The organism is Pseudomonas sp. B21-019, from assembly GCF_024749225.1.
Lineage (GTDB): Bacteria > Pseudomonadota > Gammaproteobacteria > Pseudomonadales > Pseudomonadaceae > Aquipseudomonas.
Map to the genome: position 1 here is coordinate 3,632,016 of NZ_CP087193.1, position 17,761 is coordinate 3,649,776.

A 17,761-nucleotide genomic window follows, 5' to 3' on the forward strand; every position below is an offset into this window, starting at 1 on the left:
GATCGACGATGGTGGTTATGCGGCTGTACCTCTGTGAAAAACCTTCCCAGGCCAAAGACATCGCGGCCGTACTTGGTGCCAAGCGCCGGGGCGACGGCTGCTGGCTGGGAACGGACGTCACGGTGACCTGGTGCATCGGCCACCTGCTGGAAACCGCGCCGCCAGATGCCTACGACGCGCGTTACAAGCGTTGGGTGCTGGCGGATCTGCCGATCATTCCCGAAAAATGGAAAATGACCGTCAAGCCGCGCACGGCCAGTCAGTACAAGGCGGTCAAGCGCCTGCTCGGCGAAGCGAGTGAACTGGTGATTGCCACCGACGCCGACCGTGAGGGCGAGATGATCGCCCGGGAACTGGTGGAGCATTGCCGTTATCGCGGGCCGATCCAGCGGCTGTGGTTGTCGGCGCTGGACGATGCGTCGATCCGCAAAGCGCTGGCGGCGCTCAAGCCGGGGGCCGAGACGTTCAGCCTCTATCATTCAGCGCTGGGGCGCTCCCGGGCCGACTGGTTGATCGGGATGAACATGAGTCGGTTGTTCACCCTGCTGGGGCGTCAGTCCGGCTATCAGGGCGTGTTGCCGGTCGGTCGGGTGCAGACGCCGACTTTGCGCCTGGTGGTGGATCGCGACCGCAGCATTGCCGATTTCGTCCCGGTGGCCTACTGGGCCATCGACGTGCAACTGCTGCACGATGGCACTGCGTTCACTGCCCAGTGGCGCGCGGCGTCCGATGCTTGTGACGATCAGGATCGCTGCCTGAACCAGGCGCTGGCCCAGCAGGCGGCCGCGGCCATTGGCAACGCGGCGAGCGCTCGGGTGATCAAGCTACGTACCGAGCGCATGCGCGAAGTCGCGCCGCTGCCGTTCGACCTCGGCACCTTGCAGGAAGTCTGCTCGAAAAAACTCGGGCTCGGCGCCCAGGAAACCCTCGATATCGCCCAGGCCCTGTATGAAACCCATAAAGTCATCACCTACCCGCGCAGCGACTGCGGCTACCTGCCCCTGAGTCAACACAGCGAAGCGCCGGGTATTCTTGCCGCGCTCAGGCAAGCCGACCCGGCCCTGAACGCGTTGCACGATTATCTGGAGCCGCAACGCCGCTCGCGGGCCTGGAACGATGCCAAGGTCAGCGCGCACCACGGCATCATTCCGACCGCCGCGGCGAAGAATCTCGACCGACTGGTGGGTAAGCAACGGGCGGTCTACACCCTGATTCGTGCGCGTTACCTGGCGCAGTTCCTGCCCAATCATGAATACGACCGGACCCAGGCCGACTTCGACTGTGCCGGTGAAGCCTTGCGCGCCGTGGGCAAGCAGATTGTCGAGCCCGGCTGGAAACGCGCCCTGCCCGAAGCCCTCGCGCCTGCCAAGGGCCGCGAAGCACCGGCACCGCAAACACTGCCGACACTCGCCGAAGGGCGTGACTGCGCGGTGGCCGACGTGAAGCTCAAGGACCTCTGGACCCAGCCGCCCAAACCATTCACCGAAGGCGATCTGATCAAGGCAATGAAGAACGTTGCCAAACTGGTGGAAGATCCGCTGCTCAAGCAAAAGCTCAAGGACACCACCGGCATCGGCACCGAAGCCACACGCGCCTCGATCATCCAGGGCCTGCTCGACCGCGGTTATCTGATCAAGAACGGCAAGGCCCTGGCCGCAACGCCGGCGGCTTTCAGCCTGATCGATGCGGTGCCGCGCGCGATTGCCGACCCCGGCACCACGGCAATCTGGGAACAAGCGCTGGACATGGTGCAGAGCGGTGAAATGAGCCTGGAAGAATTCGTCACCAAACAGGCCGCGTGGATGAGCAAGCAAGTGGCGCGCTGCGCCGGCCTGAACCTGACCATCAGCGGGCCGGCAAGCCCGGCTGGGCGTGGCGCTACGCCATGGAAAAACAAACGCAAACCCGCCAAACGCAAGCCTTCGGCCGGCACCAAGCGCGCGGCGAAACCGACGGGCAAGGTTTGAGGTCTGCGAATCGAAATAGTCTAGTGTTCTTCAATGTCAGTTAAGAGACGGAAGGCACGACCATGACGACAATCAGGAGTCAGCCCTCGATAGAACTGCACGCCGCTCAGCGCGACGAACTGGAAACCATCGAAAACCTGATGCAGTTCTACATGTACGATTTCAGCGAATGGCTGCCGCTGAAGCTTGGGGAGCATGGCTTCTTCAACATCCAGCCCAAACTGGACTACTGGCGCAACCCGGCTACCCGGCCGTTTCTGATCAGGGTCGACGGCGAGCTGGCGGGGTTCGTGACCGTGGATAACGAAACCCATATCGTCGGCGCCGAGTACAACATCGGCTACTTTTTTGTCAGTCGAGGCTTTCGTGGCCAAGGTGTCGCGAAGTTTGTCGTCTCTGCCCTCTTGAGCCGTTTCCCCGGTCAATGGCAGATTTTCCACATCGATGCCAACCAGCCTGCTCGGCTGTTCTGGGCCAGGGTGATGCCCGATCTCACGGGCGGAGCGTTCACCGTGCATCAGCTGCCGATTGACGGTTATCCATGCACCGTTTACCGCTTTACAAGATCGCAGCCTTCAGCAGCCCCTACCCCGGCACCGTAGGAGCTGCCGAAGGCTGCGATCTTGGCGACTTCAACGACGGCACACCCCTTTAAGCGCTAGCCACGCTGACTTTCTAATTCCAAAACCACTTTGTCCGACAATATGTAGTGAACAAAAATATTCACTACAAAACCGTTGACGCCTCCGATTTGCCCTTGCATGATGCAGACGTCTCCCCGATCGGGAGTACAGGCAACACGTTTGAGCAAGTTCGTCTGACCGCCGAGCTGTTTTTCCCGGATACACGCTGCCCACAAGGCAGATTGAAGAAGCTGACCTGGCCTGAACGTCCAGTACAAGGGCGAGAAGCGCTGGCGATCAATCCTCATGAAGCTTGTGGCCGACCCTGAAAACGTCGGCAGTGGCCTCCAGGTTTTCGCTGCTTCTCTTCGTTGTGACGCTATTGCGTAGCAGTTATTCAACACGACTACATGCAACAGATGCGCGACCCCGTCGTATTGACGGTCGACCGCTGACGTCCTGGTTTCGGTGCCAGGGATCAACTAACCGATGGGCTACCTGTATTAGCGAATCAACTTTGAAAGATCACCAAATGGTCAAGGGGCTTACAATGAATCTGAACAATCAACCTACTATCGATGAACTGGCTCGCTTGTTCGCTGCGCAAAAAGACAGCCATGACAGCCATATTCTGTGGATCAGCAAATCGGGCCAGGTCCATATCGACTGCCTGTCGCCCCATGCCCACGAAGAAGAGTTCGACAAGAACAACCAGAACCTGCTGGCCCGCATGAAGATGTACCGTCGCGGCCAGGGCTATGTCGGCAAGAAAGCCGCGGCCGACAAGGACTTCATCGGCAACGTGCTGCAAACGCTGAAACAGGCGTGGGCCTCGCTGCAGAACCAGAATGAAGTCCGGGTGATTGATCGCTTGTACTGATCTCTCCCAAATACAAGAAGGCCCCGCTCGTTTTATCGAGCGGGGCCTTTTTTTTGTTTGTCGTGCCTGCACCTCTAACTTCGCACCGGGTCAAAAGAACAGGGCTATGGTTAACAGTGCGCTGGACATCGGTTTATCCGCTGGAGGTCTGCGATGAAAACAACCCTGACATTCATGCTATTGGCATTGGCAAGTGCAGCTTATGGAAACAGTGTTCCCGGCGTTCCCGCCTTCGATGTGGACTGCCCCGGGAAAATCATGGTCCACGCCGACCAGGATGGTCCGGTGATGATCAACAGCAAAGAAGCCCAGACCAAAATGATCAATGATCGCCTTTTCGAGGCCAAGGGACCGGACGTGACGATCTCGATCAGCATCGCGGATGACGACACGGTAGCCGTGACCTATACCAGTAAGAAAGGCGGCAATGGCATCTGCCAGTCGGTGGATGATTGATTCACACGCTGGCGCTGCCGGCCATCACCAGGTTCGCGAACGCCACAGACGCGGCACTGTGATAGTTGTTCTTCCTGCGCAGCAATGCCGCGTCGCGCCGGGGTGCCTCGCCCTGTAATTCAATTCGGCGCAATGCCCGTTCCGCAGTGGCGATGGGCTCCGGGAGGATGGTGGCCATCGGCGTGTGGCGAATGACCTCCAGCAACGTACTCACCGAATTCACCTCGATCGCCACCTTGGGCGTGATGTTCTGCTGCCGAAAATACTCGTCGACTGAGGATCGGGTGATGAAGTCCGGCGTCAGCAACGCGAATTCCAGTTGCGCCATCTCCTTGGGTGATAGCGGGTTCTGCCGCTCGTACAACGGATGATGCTGCCCGACCATCACCCCCAAAGTCTCGACAAACGCCGGCACGCACTCGATATCCGGGCTCCTAACCGGGGTAAAGGCAATGGCAATGTCCAGCGAGTCATCGAGCAACCCCGCCTCGATGTCATCCATCGACAACTCGAAAATCTGCAGATGGATGTTCGGAAACTTCGCCACGTAATCGCGCACCAACGGCCCCACCAGATACGCCATGAACGTTGGCGTCATGGCCAGTCGCAAGGTGCCGCGAGACAAGTCCTTCACGTCATGCAGCGCGCGTTTGCCCGCTTCCAGTTCCACCAGCACCCGCCGGGCACATTCGATATAGGCCTGCCCCGCGTCGGTCGCTCTGACCGTGCGCGAGGTGCGGTCGAACAGGCTGACACCCAGGGTTTCCTCCAATTGCCGGATCTGCTGGGACAACGTTGGTTGGGAGACGTGCAACGCCTCGGCGGCGCGGGTGAAGCCGCCGTGGTCGGCGACCGCCAGCAGGTAGCGCAAATGTCGGAGCAGCATGGGGCTCATCATCTATAGGCAGGACTTATGCAAAGCATTGTATATCGATCTTGGACGCTATGGATCAATCAACCGAAGATGGCTCCACATTTCAGCCACAACCGATAGGAGTCACACCATGCAACAGTCCCACGCTTACCAGGACACTAGTCTGGCCCTGACCACTTCGATCCTCGATGCCAAGGCGCGCAAGAATCTGTCCTGGCAGGATCTGACCGACGGCACCGGCCTGGGTCTGGCCTACGTCACCGCCGCCCTGCTCGGCCAGCATCCTCTGCCAGAAGCCGCCGCCAGAGTGATCGGCGAAAAACTCGAGCTGGACGCCGACACCGTGGCCCGCCTGCAAATCATTCCGCTGCGCGGCAGCCTGTCGGGTATTCCAACCGACCCGACCATCTACCGCTTCTACGAAATGATCCAGATCTACGGCACCACGCTCAAAGCCCTGGTTCACGAGCAATTCGGCGACGGCATCATCAGCGCAATCAACTTCAAGCTGGACCTGAAAAAGGTCGAAGACCCGGAAGGCGGCTCCCGCGCCGTGATTACCCTGGACGGCAAGTTCCTGCCGCTGCGTCCTTTCTAAAACAACCGCTCAGCCCCCCCATGTAGCAGCTGCCGAGCCTGCGAGGCTGCGTTCGGCTGCGAAGCAGTCGTGAAATCAAGCAGCGCGGTCTTTCAGGTAGACCGTGTGCACCGGGTTTACGACGGCTCCACCGCCGAACGCAGCCTCGCAGGCTCGGCAGCTGCTACGCCCCCTCATTCATTGCAAGGAAGTCCGCCATGAAAGCGCTCATCGAAGGTTTATTGAAATTCCAGAAAGAAGCGTTCCCGCAGCGTACCGACCTGTTCAAACACCTGGCCACCACCCAGCATCCCGGCACGTTGTTCATCACCTGTTCCGACAGCCGCGTGGTACCGGAACTGCTGACCCAGCAAGAGCCCGGCGAACTGTTCGTGGTGCGCAATGCCGGCAATATCGTGCCCTCTTACAGCCCGCATCCAGGAGGTGTGTCAGCTACGGTGGAATATGCGGTCGCGGTATTGGGCGTGACGGACATCGTGATCTGCGGGCATTCGGACTGTGGCGCCATGACCGCCATCGCCCAGTGCAAATGCATGGATCACCTGCCCGCCGTCAGCGGCTGGTTGCAGCACGCCGAGTCGGCCAAGGTGATCAACGAATCCCGCCCTCATGCCAGCGACGCCGCCAAGGTCAGTTCGATGGTGCGGGAAAACGTGATCGCCCAACTGGCGAATATCCAGACCCACCCGAGCGTGCGCCTGGCCCTGGAAAAAGGCCTGTTGAACCTGCATGGCTGGGTCTATGACATCGAAACCGGCTCGGTCGATGCCCTGGATGCCGGCAGTCACAGCTTCGTGTCGCTGGCCGAACATCCGGGTGCTTGCGCCGTGCACGGCAAAACGGTCGAAGCCGCCTGAAGGTGTCGACCGCACAAGCTGCGCCTGGCTTGGCGCGGCGTTACAAAGTGGACAGGCGCGCTACTGCGCCCGTCCTCGTTTCCCGGCCGGGAATGTGACACTCACACGATCGCCCTTGTTATTTGTCGTCCGTCTTGGCTGACGATTGTGGCCGACGTTCAGGTGTGTCTTCAGCGTTGGGCGCTTCTGGAAAACTGCCTGGGGTGAACACATGAGTGAGCAATTCGCTGGCATCGATGTTGACGATACCTGGAACTGTGCGGGCCAAAGCAACAGCCTGCTCGCACTGTCTATGGGTATTGACGCGCCCGCTCAATGCCACCGCACCCGCATGGGTTCTGACATGGACATTCAGGCCAAGGGTGGTATCGGCCAATGCCAGGGCCGACTTCACCCGGGTGGTAATCCACGTGTCGTGAACGACCGTTTCCAGACCATGGGAGTAATGTTGGAAGTCATGAAGTTTCATGGCGCAATCCTCTCACACGTAATCAGATGCGCTGTCCGTCCCCGCGCAGGCACGGACACACAATAAGTATAGTGCGTACCGTTGCCTGCGGCCGGGGGCTCCTGATGAGCGACGAAAATCCGTGGGAGCGTAGCTTAACTAACCGCTCTCAGCGTTTGACCGACAGATCCACCTGGGTCATGCGGCTGCGGATCGTGAACACGCCATCGCCCGAGAGAATCGCGCTGCGCGCAAACAGGCGGCCACTTTCCCAGTTCGAAAGCCCCAGCTCCGGCTTGTTCAGTGCGTACTGTCCGTCGACCCAGCGGGTGATCCCGTTGCCGACAAAAGGCGCGTTGACCGCGTTGTAGAAACGCGCCTGCGCCTGGGCATCTTCACTGATCAGCGACACGGTGAATTGCGGGCTGTAGCGGTTGAACAAGGCGATGGCCTGATCCAGGTCGTCGACGATCTTCAGGCTGACTTCCGGGGTTTCTTCCCATTCCCACTCGCGGCCCAATTGGTCCTCAGGCAGCGGTTCGGCCTGTGCTTCGGTCTGATAGCCTTCGGCGCGGTACACCTCGACGCTCGCGGTGCGCCAATCGCTCGGCAAATGCTGCTCGCTGCCCTCGACGATGTGCAGTTTGCAGCCCTGGCCCCGAGCGGTGCCGGCCTGTTGCAGTGCATCGAGAAACAGCGGTACCAGTTCGGCTGCTCGGTCGCGGTGGATCAGGCAAACGTTCAAGGTGTTGCAGACTTTGCGGTCCAGCGAATTGCGCACCACGGCGGCGAAGCGCTGGGCATCGGCATCTTTATTCGCGATCAGCCAGGCGCCACCGGTGCCGTGCAGGCTGACGGCGGTGCCGGCCTGTTGCGCGATGCTGCCCAACTGGCTAACCGCACGCCCCGAACCACGGGCCACGGCCAGCGACAGGCGCCGGTCGGCGAACATTGCCCAGCCGGCGGCGTGATTGACACTTTCGACCAGCGACACTGCACCGCTCGGCAACCCGGCATCGGCCAGTGCCGGATTCAACGCATGGGTGACGATGGCTTGGGCGGTGCCCAACGCGTCGCTGCCAATGCGCAGCACCGCAGTGTTACCGGTGCGCAATACACCGGCGGCGTCGGCGAAGACATTCGGCCGGCCTTCGAACACAAAAGCGACGATGCCCAGCGGCGAAACCACCTGTTCGACTTTCCAGCCGTCGTGCTCGACGCAGCTCACGACTTGACCGCGGGTGGCCGCTGCATCGCGCCAGGCCCGCAGGCCTGCGATCATGTCGCGGCGCATGCGCTCATCGGCCAGCAATCGCGTGGTGGAACGCCCGCGCGCCTTGGCCCGCTCGATGTCGGCCAGGTTGGCGGCCGCAATCAAGGCCCAGCATTCCGGGGTTTCCAGGCGTTGCGCGAAGCGATCGAAGAACTCGCTGATGGCGTGATCCGAAACACTGGACATCGCGGTGAACGCTGATTCGGCGCGCTCGATGGCGACCACAGCCGCTTGCTGATCCACCACCGGGATCAGCAACAACTCGCCGCTGACCTGCTCCACCAGCAGATGGTCGCCGGGCTGGAAGCGCGCCGCCAGTTCGGGGCTGACGACAGTGACACGATTACCGGCAAAAGGGATCGGCGTGCCAGCGACTAGACGTTCGAGCGCAAGAGACATGAAGCGGTTTCACCATGCAGGGGGCGGTCGGAAAATGTATAGCAAATTTCCCGTAGCGTCATTATCGCCCCCCGCCTACACCGCTCTAGAACACCGACCAGCCAATCCGCTGACTCAACAACTCCAGCGCCGCCATGCCAGCGAGCGAGTTGCCGGCGGCGTTCAATTCCGGGGACCAGACGCACACCGTGAATTGCCCCGGCACCACCGCGACGATGCCCCCGCCCACGCCGCTCTTGCCCGGCAGACCGACGCGATAGGCAAAGTTGCCCGCTTCGTCGTACAGCCCGCTGGTGGCCATGATCGAGTTGACTTGTTGGGTCTGGCGGGCGCTGAGGATCTGTGCGCCGCTGTGTTTGCAGAAACCGTCGTTGGCCAGGAAGCAGAACGCCCGGGCCAGGTCCACGCAACTCATGCGCAGCGCGCAATGGCTGAAGTAGCTACGCAGCACCGCTTCGACATCGTTATGAAAGTTGCCGAACGACTGCATCAGGTAAGCCATGGCCGCGTTGCGCGCGCGGTGCTGGTATTCGGATTCGGCGACCTTGCCGTCCACCATGATGTTCGGGTTGCCGGACAAGCGCCGGACAAAATCGCGCATCGACAACGCCGGAGCGGCAAAGCGCGATTGATTGATGTCGCAGATAACCAATGCGCCGGCGTTGATGAAGGGATTGCGTGGGCGCCCGCGCTCGAATTCCAGCTGCACCAGCGAGTTGAACGGCTGGCCGGACGGCTCGTGGCCCAGGCGTTCCCAAATCGCTTCGCCGGAGTGTTCGATGGCCTGCACCAGGCTGAACACCTTGGAGATACTCTGCACCGAGAACGGCGTGTCGGCGTCCCCCGCGCAAAACAACTCGCCGTCATTGCCATAGACGGCAATGCCCAATTGATTGCCCGGTACCTCGCCGAGGGCGGGAATGTAGTCAGCCACTTTGCCCTGACCGATCAACGGTCGGACTGCGTCAAGGATCTCGTTCAACAGCGCTTGCATGCCGGGTTCCGAAGTCTCGCCCCATGGGATTGCGGGGACACTGTCGCTAGACGCCGCTGAGCGGCGTTGAATCACAGTTTTGTATGGGAATGTATCTGTCGCGGTCCGGGATACACCAACTTGCACCGGGCGGTCTTTCAGACATATCGCCAATACAGCTGATTGCAACACTTCTGTCGTCCGCTGACCACCGGTAAACCGGGTCGGCCCTTGCTCAGGAGTGTTGTCATGATGACCCAAGTCCCCCGTTACCATGGCTGGTCGCTGTTTGGCCTGCTGGCCATGCTGGTGCTGTTGATGACCGGCCTGATTCTGCTGCTCAACCCCGATCTGGTGGAAGCCACCCGCAGCGCCATTCGCGCCACCGCACGCACTTCGTTTGCGCTGTTTCTTGCTGCGTTCACTGCATCGGCCCTGGCGGTGCTGGTGCCCTCGCCTTTCAGCCGCTCGCTGGTGCGTGAACGACGCTTCATCGGCCTGGCCTTCGCGTTTTCCCATCTGGTCCACGCCATTCTGATCTACAGCTACGGCCAATTGAACCCCGAGTTCTGGCCCGGGCGCACCACGGTCGGCAATATTCCGGGTTCGGTCGGTTACCTGTTCATTCTGTTGATGGCGTTGACCTCATTCAAAACCACGGCGCGCCTGATCGGCCCCAAAGCCTGGAAAACCCTGCACACCAGCGGCATGTGGGTGATCGCGGCGGTGTTCGCCTTTTCCAACTTCAAACGCATACCCCTCAGCGCCTGGTACGTCCTGCCGTTCGGCGTGATGTTTTCGGCGATTGTCATTCGGCTGCTGGGCAAGATTGCGCAGAAGTACAAACGTAGCCTGCCCCGCGCCTATCCCCTGACCAACAACACCCCGTAGCAGCTGCCGAGCAGCGCGAGGCTGCGTTCGGCTGCGAAGCAGTCGTGAATCCGACTGACGCGGTCTGCCTGACGCACCGCAACTTCAGGTTTTACGACTGCTTCGCAGCCGAACGCAGCCTCGCGCTGCTCGGCAGCTGCTACAGCGGCTACGAGTTATTGCCTGCCAACGATCAAACTCACGGAGATCAAACCCATGAACACTTCACTTTCGTCGGCCATCCAAGGCCTGCACCTGAACCTCGACCGCGTCGGCAACTGGATCGCGCCCCTCACCCTGCGGCTGTTTCTGGCCTGGGAGTTTTTCGAGTCAGGCCTGGAAAAATGGAACGGCCAGAACTGGTTCGCCGACATCCAGGACCGCTTCCCGTTTCCCTTCAACCACGTTCCCGCCTCGCTGAACTGGGAACTGGCGATGTGGGCCGAGCTGATCTGTGCCCTCACCCTGCTGGCAGGCCTCGGGACACGGCTCTCGGCGATTATTCTGGTGGTGGTCACGGTTGTCGCGACCGCTGCCGTCCATTGGCCGGCCGATTGGTCTACATTGAGTGAACTTGCCCAGGGTTATGCCATCAGCAACAAGGGCCACGGCAACTTCAAACTGCCGTTGATCTACCTCGTAGCCCTCATGCCGTTGTTGTTCTCGGGGGCCGGCAAACTCAGCATGGACGCGCTGTTGGTTCGACTCTTCTGGCGGCGCAGTCACCGCTGATACGCCAGCGTCTCGATACCCCATCCAACTTGTTTAAAGGAGCCATCATGAGCGTAACCAGCCAATGGATCGAAATCAGTAGCCCCGAAGGCACCTTCGGCGCTTACCTGGCTATCCCCCACACTCGTAAAGGGCCGGGGATCGTGCTGATTCAGGAAATCTTCGGGGTCAACGAGCACATCCGCTCGGTCGCCGAGCAATACGCCGCCGACGGTTATCTGGTGCTGGCGCCGGATCTGTTCTGGCGCCACGGCCACCGTATCGAACTGGGCTACGACGAAGCCGGCTGGAAACGCGCTGTCGAATTGATGAACGCCACCGACATCACCAAGGCCCAGGCCGACATCAAACTGGCCATCGACACTCTGAAGACACATACCGGGCTGGACGGCAGGATCGCCTCCATTGGTTTCTGCTTCGGTGGCATGCTGTCGTACAACACCGCGGCCAACGGTTTCGTCGACGTGGCGATCGCCTATTACGGCGGCGGCATTCAGAACCAGCTGGATCGAGCCAGTGAAATCAAGGTGCCGCTGCTGATGCACTTCGGCGAACAGGACAGCCACATCCCCATCGATGCCGTGAAGCAAATCGCCGAGCGTTTCGAGTTCAACGACGATGTCGATATCGAGGTCTATCCGGGTGCCGAACATGGCTTCAACTGCTCGCACCGTGACAGCTACAACCAGCGGGCGGCGGTCGAGGCGCATGGCAATACGTTGCTGTTTCTCAGCCAGAACCTTTGAACCAGAGGGCCCGGCGGCCGAATCGCATTCGTGCCGCCGGGAGCGCTGAGCGCTATTTCACGATTTCAATCGATGTGATCGTAGCGGTCGCACCCTCAAGCTGAAATTCGAAGTTCACCTTATCCCCGACCTTCACCGAGGCCAGTTGCTCCTCTGTGGCCCGAAACCCCATGGTCATCGGCGGCCATTGCACTGCCGGCACAGCACCGTGAGCAATGGTCAGTGTGTGTTTCGTACTGTCGATGGCTTTGACCGTTCCCGTCGCTTTAGCCACTGGCGCCTGCGCTGCCTGCTGCTTCGTCGGTGTGCCGTCCATGTTCATATCGTCCATCTTCATACCCGGCATCTGCGCTGCGTGGGCAGGAAAAGCAAGCGCGACCAAGGTGCTTGCCGTTGCGATCAGAGTCAGTTTCATTGGATTTTTCCTTGAGTGTGGTTGGGTTCAAGCAGGAGCTGACGGCGGCGCATCAAGCGATACGCCGCCGGGATGACGAACAGAGAAAGCAAGGGCGCAGTGATCATTCCGCCGACCATCGGCGCGGCGATGCGACTCATGACCTCACTGCCGGTGCCGCCGCCCAGCAGGATCGGTAACAGACCGGCAATGATCACCGCCACCGTCATGGCCTTGGGTCGGACGCGTTGCACCGCCCCCTCACGAATCGCGGCGACCAGCCCGCGCTCAGTGCAATCGCCAGCGTCTTCACGCTCGGCCCAGGCGTTCTTCAGATAGAGCAGCATGATCACGCCAAACTCGGCGGACACACCGGCCAGCGCAATGAAGCCGACACCCGTGGCCACCGACAGATTGAAGCCGAGCCAATAGAGAAACCACACACCGCCCGCAAGGGCAAAAGGCAGTGTTGCCATAATCAGCAAGGCTTCGTCGAAACGCGCGAACGTCAGGTAAAGCAGCACAAAAATGATCAGCAGCGTGGCCGGCACTACCAGCTTGAGTCGCGCGTTGGCCCGTTCGAGGAACTCGAACTGCCCGGAATAGCTGAGGCTCATGCCGGGCTGCAATTTGACCTGCTCATTGACCACCCGACGCAGGTCGGCGACCACTGAGGCGATGTCCCGCCCACGCACGTCGATATACACCCAGCCGGAAGGTCGGGCGTTTTCACTCTTGAGCATCGGTGGCCCGTCGGTCACCTTGACCTTGGCCACCGTGCCGAGAGTGATCTGGCTTCCCAGCGGCGTGTAGATCGGCAGTTGCTCCAGAGCGCCGAGAGAATCACGCCACTCGCGGGGATAACGCACATTGATCGGAAAACGCGCACGCCCCTCGATGGTTTCCCCAACGTTTTCACCGCCGATGGCACCGGCCACGATCGATTGCACATCGGCAATATTCAGTCCGTAACGAGCGGCAGCCTTACGGTCAATGTCCACATCGATATAGCGCCCGCCGGTCAAACGCTCGGCCAGCGCGGAACTGACGCCCGGTACGCCTTTGGCAGCGCGCTCGACACCCTGCGTGGCCACGTCGATTTGTGCCAGATCGCTACCGGAAACCTTGATTCCGATCGGGCTTTTGATACCGGTGGCGAGCATATCGATGCGGTTGCGGATCGGCGGAATCCAGATATTGGTCAGCCCCGGGACACGCACCACTCGATCCAGTTCTTCCACCAGTTTTTCCTGGGTCATACCTGGGCGCCATTGTTCATGTGGCTTGAACTGGATGGTGGTTTCGAACATCTCCAGCGGTGCCGGGTCGGTGGCGGTTTCGGCACGACCGGCCTTGCCGAAAACGTGTTCGACTTCCGGCACGGTTTTGATCAGCCGGTCCGTCTGCTGGAGCAACTGCGCCGCTTTCTGTGCAGACAATCCCGGCAACGCCGAGGGCATGTACAGCAGATCACCTTCATCCAGCGGCGGCAGGAACTCGCCCCCTAAGCGAGACAACGGCCACAACGCGCTGAAAAAGATCAGCAACGCAGCCAACAGGGTGATTTTCGGTCGGCGCAGCACTGCGTCCAGCAACGGTTGATAGAGCCTGATCAACCAGCGATTCAGCGGGTTCTGTCGTTCGTCAGGGATCCGCCCGCGAATCCAGTAGCCCATCAACACCGGCACCAGAGTCACCGACAGCCCTGCCGCGGCGGCCATGGCGTAGGTTTTGGTGAACGCCAGGGGTCCGAACAAGCGCCCTTCCTGAGCCTCCAGAGTAAACACCGGAATAAACGACAGCGTGATGATCAACAGACAAAAGAACAGCGCCGGCCCTACCTCCACCGCCGCGTCGATCATCACTTGCCAGTGACGTTCACCTTTGAGTGCTTCCGACGGATGAGCGATGTGCCAGGCCTCGATCTTCTTGTGGGCGTTCTCGATCATCACCACCGCGGCATCGACCATCGCACCGATGGCAATCGCGATCCCGCCCAGGGACATGATGTTGGCGTTTATCCCTTGATGACGCATGACGATAAAAGCAATCAGCACCCCAATCGGCAAAGAGATGATTGCCACCAGCGCCGAGCGTAGATGCCACAAGAAAATCCCGCAGACCAGCGCGACGACGATGAACTCCTCGATCAACTTGTGGGTGAGGTTCTCCACGGCTCGATCGATCAACTTGCTGCGGTCGTAGGTGGTGACAATCTCCACACCGGTCGGCAAGCTGCGTTTCAATTCATCGAGCTTCGTTTTAACCGCCGCAATGGTTTCGCGGGCATTCTTGCCACTGCGCAAAATAACCACGCCGCCCACGGTCTCGCCTTTGCCGTCGAGTTCAGTGATACCACGACGCATCTCCGGCCCCAGTTGAATCGTCGCCACATCGCCGAGGGTGACAGGCACGCTGCCCACGCCGAGCTTGAGGGGGATGGCACGGAAGTCATCAAGGGTCTTCAGATAGCCCGAAGCGCGCACGATAAACTCGGTTTCAGCCATCTCCAGCACAGCTCCGCCGGTTTCCTGATTGGCCTTGCCGATCGCCTCGGTGACCTGGGCCTGTGTGATCCCCAGGCTGGCCATTCTCAGCGGGTCGAGCTGAACCTGATATTGCTTGACCATCCCGCCCACGGTGGCCACTTCGGCAACGTTGGGCAGCGTCTTGAGTTCGAACTTGAGGAACCAGTCCTGCAGGGCGCGCAGTTGTGCGAGGTCATGCCCGCCGCTGCGATCCACCAGGGCGTACTGATAGATCCAGCCAACCCCGGTGGCATCCGGCCCCAATGCCGGTTTGGCGCTGGCCGGCAGGCGACTCTGGACCTGGCTCAGGTACTCCAGCACCCGCGAGCGCGCCCAATACATATCGGTTCCATCCTCGAACAACACGTAGACAAAGCTGTCACCGAAAAAGGAATAGCCGCGAACGGTCTTCGCACCGGGTACCGACAACATGGTGGTTGCCAGGGGATAGGTCACCTGGTTCTCGACAATCTGCGGCGCCTGGCCTGCATAGGGTGTACGGATGATCACTTGAACATCAGAGAGATCCGGCAGTGCATCGATGGGGGTACTTTGGACTGACCAGACGCCCCAGGCCGTGACAAACAAGGTCGCCAGCAGCACCAGGAAACGATTAGCCACGGACCAGCGAATCAGCGCGGCAATCATGGCTGGGCTCCGGTTTGTTCCAGGGGCTGAACAGTCAGCCCTTTGAGACTGGCTTCCGAGTCGAGCAAGAACTGGCCCGAACTCACCACCTGTTGCCCCTCCTCCAGACCGTTCAGAACCGCTGTTTGCCCATCGTTTTCCTGACCTGCCCGCACCTCTACCGGGCGATAGCGCCCGCCGTCTTCGGCAAGCATCACCAACACGCGTCGCCCGGTGCGAATCAATGCCTCACTCGGCACCCACAACACGCTTTGCTCAGTCGACCGATTCAACCGCACCTGCACCGTGAGGCCCGGGCGCAAGCGGCCGTCAGGATTGGGCAATTCAACCCGCACGCTGACGGTTCGGCTGTCCGCGCTGGTTTGCGGCAGGATCGCACTGACCGTACCGTGAAGGATTGCGTCAGGGAACGCCGCCAGCCTGGCCTCTACCGTCTGGCCGACCTCGACTCCCCCGGCTGCCGACTCCGGCACGGCCACCGCCAGCCACACACGATCAAGGCCGTTGACCCTGGCCAGCGTCTCGCCGACGGCCAGGGTCATGCCGGCACGTACATTCAACTCCTGCAACACGCCGGCAGTGGGAGTGGTGATGGTCTGGTTTGCCTGCACCTTGCCGCTGCGCTCAACTTGAGCGATCAACGCCGCCGGCATTCCGGTCAGACGCAGGCGTTGACGGGCCGCCGCCAACAGGCCGGCATCGCCCACGTTTTTGAGTGCCAGGAACTCTTCCTGGGCCGCGGCCCATTCAGGCACCAGAATGTCCGCCAATGGCGCGCCAGCCTTGAGTACATCGCCCGGTGCACGGGCATACACCCGTTCGACAAAACCCGGCGTGCGTGCCTGGATCACCGCGACATCCCGTTCGTTGTAGGTCAGCACGCCTGCCGCTTCGAGGCTGGAAGCCTGAGCGCCACGGGTTACGGTAGCCAGACGAACGCCCAGGTTCTGCGTCACGCTCGCGTCGATCTGCACCGCGGCTGTGTCCCGGGCGCCGTCGGCGTAGCGCGGCACCAGTTCCATGTCCATGAAAGGCGACTTGCCGGGCTTGTCGAACTTTTGCTGCGGGTACATCGGGTCGTACCAGTACAAGGCCTTGCGCTCGTCCTGGGTCATGGTGCCTTGAACGACGGGCTCAGCTTTATGGGCAAGCCAGTAACCGCAGACACCGCCCAGCGCCAGTGCGCCACCAACCCACAGAACACCTTTGAAACGCTGAATGCTCATTGACCCGCCTCCCCATACGCAAAATACAGCCGAGCACTGGTCAGCGCTTTCTGTTCGTTGACATCGATCTGTTTCAGGCGGGCGTCGATCAATTCACGCCGGGCGGCGACGACGGCCGACAAATCAGCTTTACCCGCTCGGTAACTGGCCATGAGCAACTCGACCTTTTCTTTGGCCAGCGGCAACAGGCTTTCCTGATAACGCCGCACAGCACGGTCGAGCCGTTGATAGTCGGCCAGTTGTTCTTCCAGTTGCTGGGTGTGCTCACGGGTCAGGGCTTCGCGTTCGGCCTCCAGTTGATTCAGCTCAGCACGCTTTGCCGCGATCTTCGGGTTCTGCCGGGTGTCGGGGAACAGCGGCAGATCGAAGGTGAATTGCACGCTGACCATGTCGCCAAATTCCCGACCGCGCCGCTGATAATCGACCTCCCAACTCCAGTCGGACCGTTTGTCAGCCTCGGCCTCACGAACTTTGGCCTGCGCCTCACGGGTCATTGGCGCAAACGCCGCCAATGAGGGGTGATGCTCAAGCTTGTGGACGTAACCCGACGTATCGATGGGCCATTGCGGCCAGTTTCCGACCGGTTGTTCGTTGGCGGCAGAACCAATCCAGCGCTTGAGTGCCGCGCGGGCTTGCGCACGTTGCAGCAGTAATTGGTCTTGTTGCTCTTCCAGTTGCGCCGCTTCCTGTTTCGGTGTCACCGCATCGGCAGGCTGAGCCCGACCGCTGGCGATCTGTGCACGAACGGTGTCGGCCAACAACCGATTCTCGCGGTAAAACGCCTGGAACAGCGTCTGTTTCAGCTCCACCGAATAACTGCCGATCCAGGCCAGCGCCGTGGCCTGCCGTACATTCAGGCGTTCGACACGCCCTTGCGCAGCGGCCAGCTCAACCGCGGCCTCGGCAACTTCAGTACGCGCCCGACGCTTGTCACCATTGGGCACTTCCTGCATCACACCGACCGTTTGCATGGTCATGAAATCGTGATCCAGCGTCCCGCGATCGGGACCGCCCACCGGAAAGTTCTGCACCCCCAGCACCAGCTTGGGGTCGGGCAACTCGCCGGCAGGAATGGCAGCGCTTCTGGCCGCCTGGAGTTTTTCGGCCTGGGCTGTGAGGGACGGCGCGTTGTCGTCAGCCAGCCGCAGGGCTTCGTCGAGAGTCAATGGGGCAGCAGCGCACGGCAAGGCCAGCACGCTTGCCGCCAGGGCAGCCGCCAGCGGCCACCCTGTGCGAAAGCACATGGAGTTCATGTTCACAATTCCTGTG

Annotated in this window: 17 protein-coding genes; 9 read left to right on the forward strand and 8 right to left on the reverse strand. The window is 60.7% G+C overall.

All coding sequences use genetic code 11. The annotated features are described in order from the left end of the window. The first annotated feature begins 17 nt into the window (after positions 1 to 17). From LOY36_RS16125 to LOY36_RS16140, 4 genes are all read left to right on the forward strand, one after another. Positions 18 to 1,967 carry a DNA topoisomerase III gene (locus LOY36_RS16125; RefSeq protein ID WP_258668800.1) on the forward strand — a complete coding sequence of 650 codons (1,950 nt, stop codon included), beginning with the start codon at positions 18 to 20 and terminating at the stop codon, positions 1,965 to 1,967. A gap of 62 nt (positions 1,968 to 2,029) precedes the next feature. After that, complete coding sequence (locus LOY36_RS16130; protein WP_258668801.1) at positions 2,030 to 2,569, forward strand: GNAT family N-acetyltransferase; 540 nt, start codon at positions 2,030 to 2,032, stop codon at positions 2,567 to 2,569. 571 nt (positions 2,570 to 3,140) lie between these two features. Further along, on the forward strand, positions 3,141 to 3,470 hold the full coding sequence (locus LOY36_RS16135; protein ID WP_019648714.1) for a hypothetical protein: 330 nt from the start codon (positions 3,141 to 3,143) through the stop codon (positions 3,468 to 3,470). A 153-nt stretch (positions 3,471 to 3,623) separates the two neighbouring features. Further along, entirely contained in the window at positions 3,624 to 3,926 is a 303-nt protein-coding gene (locus tag LOY36_RS16140) for a hypothetical protein (RefSeq protein WP_019579446.1), read from the forward strand. A gap of 1 nt (position 3,927) precedes the next feature. On the opposite strand, the gene cynR is transcribed toward LOY36_RS16140, so the two are convergent. After that, a complete protein-coding gene (gene cynR, locus LOY36_RS16145; protein WP_258668802.1) occupies positions 3,928 to 4,812 on the reverse strand; it encodes a transcriptional regulator CynR in 885 nt (294 codons plus the stop codon). A gap of 118 nt (positions 4,813 to 4,930) precedes the next feature. Between cynR and cynS the strand changes: the two genes are divergently transcribed. Both cynS and LOY36_RS16155 read left to right on the forward strand, forming a co-directional pair. Next, positions 4,931 to 5,398 carry a cyanase gene (gene cynS, locus LOY36_RS16150; protein WP_019648712.1) on the forward strand — a complete coding sequence of 156 codons (468 nt, stop codon included), beginning with the start codon at positions 4,931 to 4,933 and terminating at the stop codon, positions 5,396 to 5,398. A gap of 197 nt (positions 5,399 to 5,595) precedes the next feature. Continuing rightward, entirely contained in the window at positions 5,596 to 6,255 is a 660-nt protein-coding gene (locus LOY36_RS16155; RefSeq protein WP_019648711.1) for a carbonic anhydrase, read from the forward strand. A gap of 118 nt (positions 6,256 to 6,373) precedes the next feature. Here the strand turns inward: LOY36_RS16155 and LOY36_RS16160 are convergent, their stop codons facing one another. The 3 genes from LOY36_RS16160 to glsB form a co-directional block, all read right to left on the reverse strand. Continuing rightward, positions 6,374 to 6,724 (reverse strand): BON domain-containing protein, encoded by a 351-nt coding sequence (locus tag LOY36_RS16160; RefSeq protein ID WP_258668803.1) that lies wholly within the window; start codon positions 6,722 to 6,724, stop codon positions 6,374 to 6,376. A gap of 148 nt (positions 6,725 to 6,872) precedes the next feature. After that, on the reverse strand, positions 6,873 to 8,375 hold the full coding sequence (locus tag LOY36_RS16165; protein WP_258668805.1) for an aldehyde dehydrogenase family protein: 1,503 nt from the start codon (positions 8,373 to 8,375) through the stop codon (positions 6,873 to 6,875). 85 nt (positions 8,376 to 8,460) lie between these two features. Next, the gene (gene glsB, locus LOY36_RS16170; protein WP_018929762.1) at positions 8,461 to 9,369 is read right to left on the reverse strand and encodes a glutaminase B; all 909 of its coding nucleotides are present in this window, start codon (positions 9,367 to 9,369) and stop codon (positions 8,461 to 8,463) included. Between the two features lie 228 nt (positions 9,370 to 9,597). Here glsB and LOY36_RS16175 point away from each other — a divergent pair, with 228 nt between their 5' ends. The 3 genes from LOY36_RS16175 (at position 9,598) to LOY36_RS16185 (ending at position 11,696) form a co-directional block, all read left to right on the forward strand. Next, entirely contained in the window at positions 9,598 to 10,239 is a 642-nt protein-coding gene (locus LOY36_RS16175; RefSeq protein ID WP_258668807.1) for a ferric reductase-like transmembrane domain-containing protein, read from the forward strand. A 195-nt stretch (positions 10,240 to 10,434) separates the two neighbouring features. After that, on the forward strand, positions 10,435 to 10,950 hold the full coding sequence (locus LOY36_RS16180; protein ID WP_258668808.1) for a DoxX family protein: 516 nt from the start codon (positions 10,435 to 10,437) through the stop codon (positions 10,948 to 10,950). A gap of 47 nt (positions 10,951 to 10,997) precedes the next feature. After that, positions 10,998 to 11,696 (forward strand): dienelactone hydrolase family protein, encoded by a 699-nt coding sequence (locus LOY36_RS16185; RefSeq protein ID WP_258668810.1) that lies wholly within the window; start codon positions 10,998 to 11,000, stop codon positions 11,694 to 11,696. Between the two features lie 52 nt (positions 11,697 to 11,748). Here LOY36_RS16185 and LOY36_RS16190 read toward each other — a convergent pair whose 3' ends face one another. Genes LOY36_RS16190 through LOY36_RS16205 form a run of 4 tightly spaced genes read right to left on the reverse strand, consistent with a single transcriptional unit; the run spans position 11,749 to position 17,745 of the window. After that, entirely contained in the window at positions 11,749 to 12,111 is a 363-nt protein-coding gene (locus LOY36_RS16190) for a copper-binding protein (RefSeq protein WP_258668811.1), read from the reverse strand. Beyond that, the gene (locus tag LOY36_RS16195; protein ID WP_258668812.1) at positions 12,108 to 15,266 is read right to left on the reverse strand and encodes an efflux RND transporter permease subunit; all 3,159 of its coding nucleotides are present in this window, start codon (positions 15,264 to 15,266) and stop codon (positions 12,108 to 12,110) included. Before LOY36_RS16195 ends, LOY36_RS16190 begins: the two co-directional genes overlap by 4 nt. After that, positions 15,263 to 16,492, reverse strand: coding sequence for an efflux RND transporter periplasmic adaptor subunit (locus tag LOY36_RS16200; RefSeq protein ID WP_258668813.1), 1,230 nt, complete (start codon positions 16,490 to 16,492; stop codon positions 15,263 to 15,265). Before LOY36_RS16200 ends, LOY36_RS16195 begins: the two co-directional genes overlap by 4 nt. After that, positions 16,489 to 17,745 carry a TolC family protein gene (locus LOY36_RS16205; protein ID WP_258668814.1) on the reverse strand — a complete coding sequence of 419 codons (1,257 nt, stop codon included), beginning with the start codon at positions 17,743 to 17,745 and terminating at the stop codon, positions 16,489 to 16,491. Before LOY36_RS16205 ends, LOY36_RS16200 begins: the two co-directional genes overlap by 4 nt. Positions 17,746 to 17,761 lie beyond the last annotated feature (16 nt).

Coding starts and splice junctions, on each gene's coding strand:
- LOY36_RS16125 (WP_258668800.1), top strand. CDS start 18: ATGCGGCTGTACCTCTGTGAAAAACCTTCCCAGGCCAAAGACATCGCG.
- LOY36_RS16130 (WP_258668801.1), top strand. CDS start 2,030: ATGACGACAATCAGGAGTCAGCCCTCGATAGAACTGCACGCCGCTCAG.
- LOY36_RS16135 (WP_019648714.1), top strand. CDS start 3,141: ATGAATCTGAACAATCAACCTACTATCGATGAACTGGCTCGCTTGTTC.
- LOY36_RS16140 (WP_019579446.1), top strand. CDS start 3,624: ATGAAAACAACCCTGACATTCATGCTATTGGCATTGGCAAGTGCAGCT.
- cynR (WP_258668802.1), bottom strand. CDS start 4,812: ATGCTGCTCCGACATTTGCGCTACCTGCTGGCGGTCGCCGACCACGGC.
- cynS (WP_019648712.1), top strand. CDS start 4,931: ATGCAACAGTCCCACGCTTACCAGGACACTAGTCTGGCCCTGACCACT.
- LOY36_RS16155 (WP_019648711.1), top strand. CDS start 5,596: ATGAAAGCGCTCATCGAAGGTTTATTGAAATTCCAGAAAGAAGCGTTC.
- LOY36_RS16160 (WP_258668803.1), bottom strand. CDS start 6,724: ATGAAACTTCATGACTTCCAACATTACTCCCATGGTCTGGAAACGGTC.
- LOY36_RS16165 (WP_258668805.1), bottom strand. CDS start 8,375: ATGTCTCTTGCGCTCGAACGTCTAGTCGCTGGCACGCCGATCCCTTTT.
- glsB (WP_018929762.1), bottom strand. CDS start 9,369: ATGCAAGCGCTGTTGAACGAGATCCTTGACGCAGTCCGACCGTTGATC.
- LOY36_RS16175 (WP_258668807.1), top strand. CDS start 9,598: ATGATGACCCAAGTCCCCCGTTACCATGGCTGGTCGCTGTTTGGCCTG.
- LOY36_RS16180 (WP_258668808.1), top strand. CDS start 10,435: ATGAACACTTCACTTTCGTCGGCCATCCAAGGCCTGCACCTGAACCTC.
- LOY36_RS16185 (WP_258668810.1), top strand. CDS start 10,998: ATGAGCGTAACCAGCCAATGGATCGAAATCAGTAGCCCCGAAGGCACC.
- LOY36_RS16190 (WP_258668811.1), bottom strand. CDS start 12,111: ATGAAACTGACTCTGATCGCAACGGCAAGCACCTTGGTCGCGCTTGCT.
- LOY36_RS16195 (WP_258668812.1), bottom strand. CDS start 15,266: ATGATTGCCGCGCTGATTCGCTGGTCCGTGGCTAATCGTTTCCTGGTG.
- LOY36_RS16200 (WP_258668813.1), bottom strand. CDS start 16,492: ATGAGCATTCAGCGTTTCAAAGGTGTTCTGTGGGTTGGTGGCGCACTG.
- LOY36_RS16205 (WP_258668814.1), bottom strand. CDS start 17,745: ATGAACTCCATGTGCTTTCGCACAGGGTGGCCGCTGGCGGCTGCCCTG.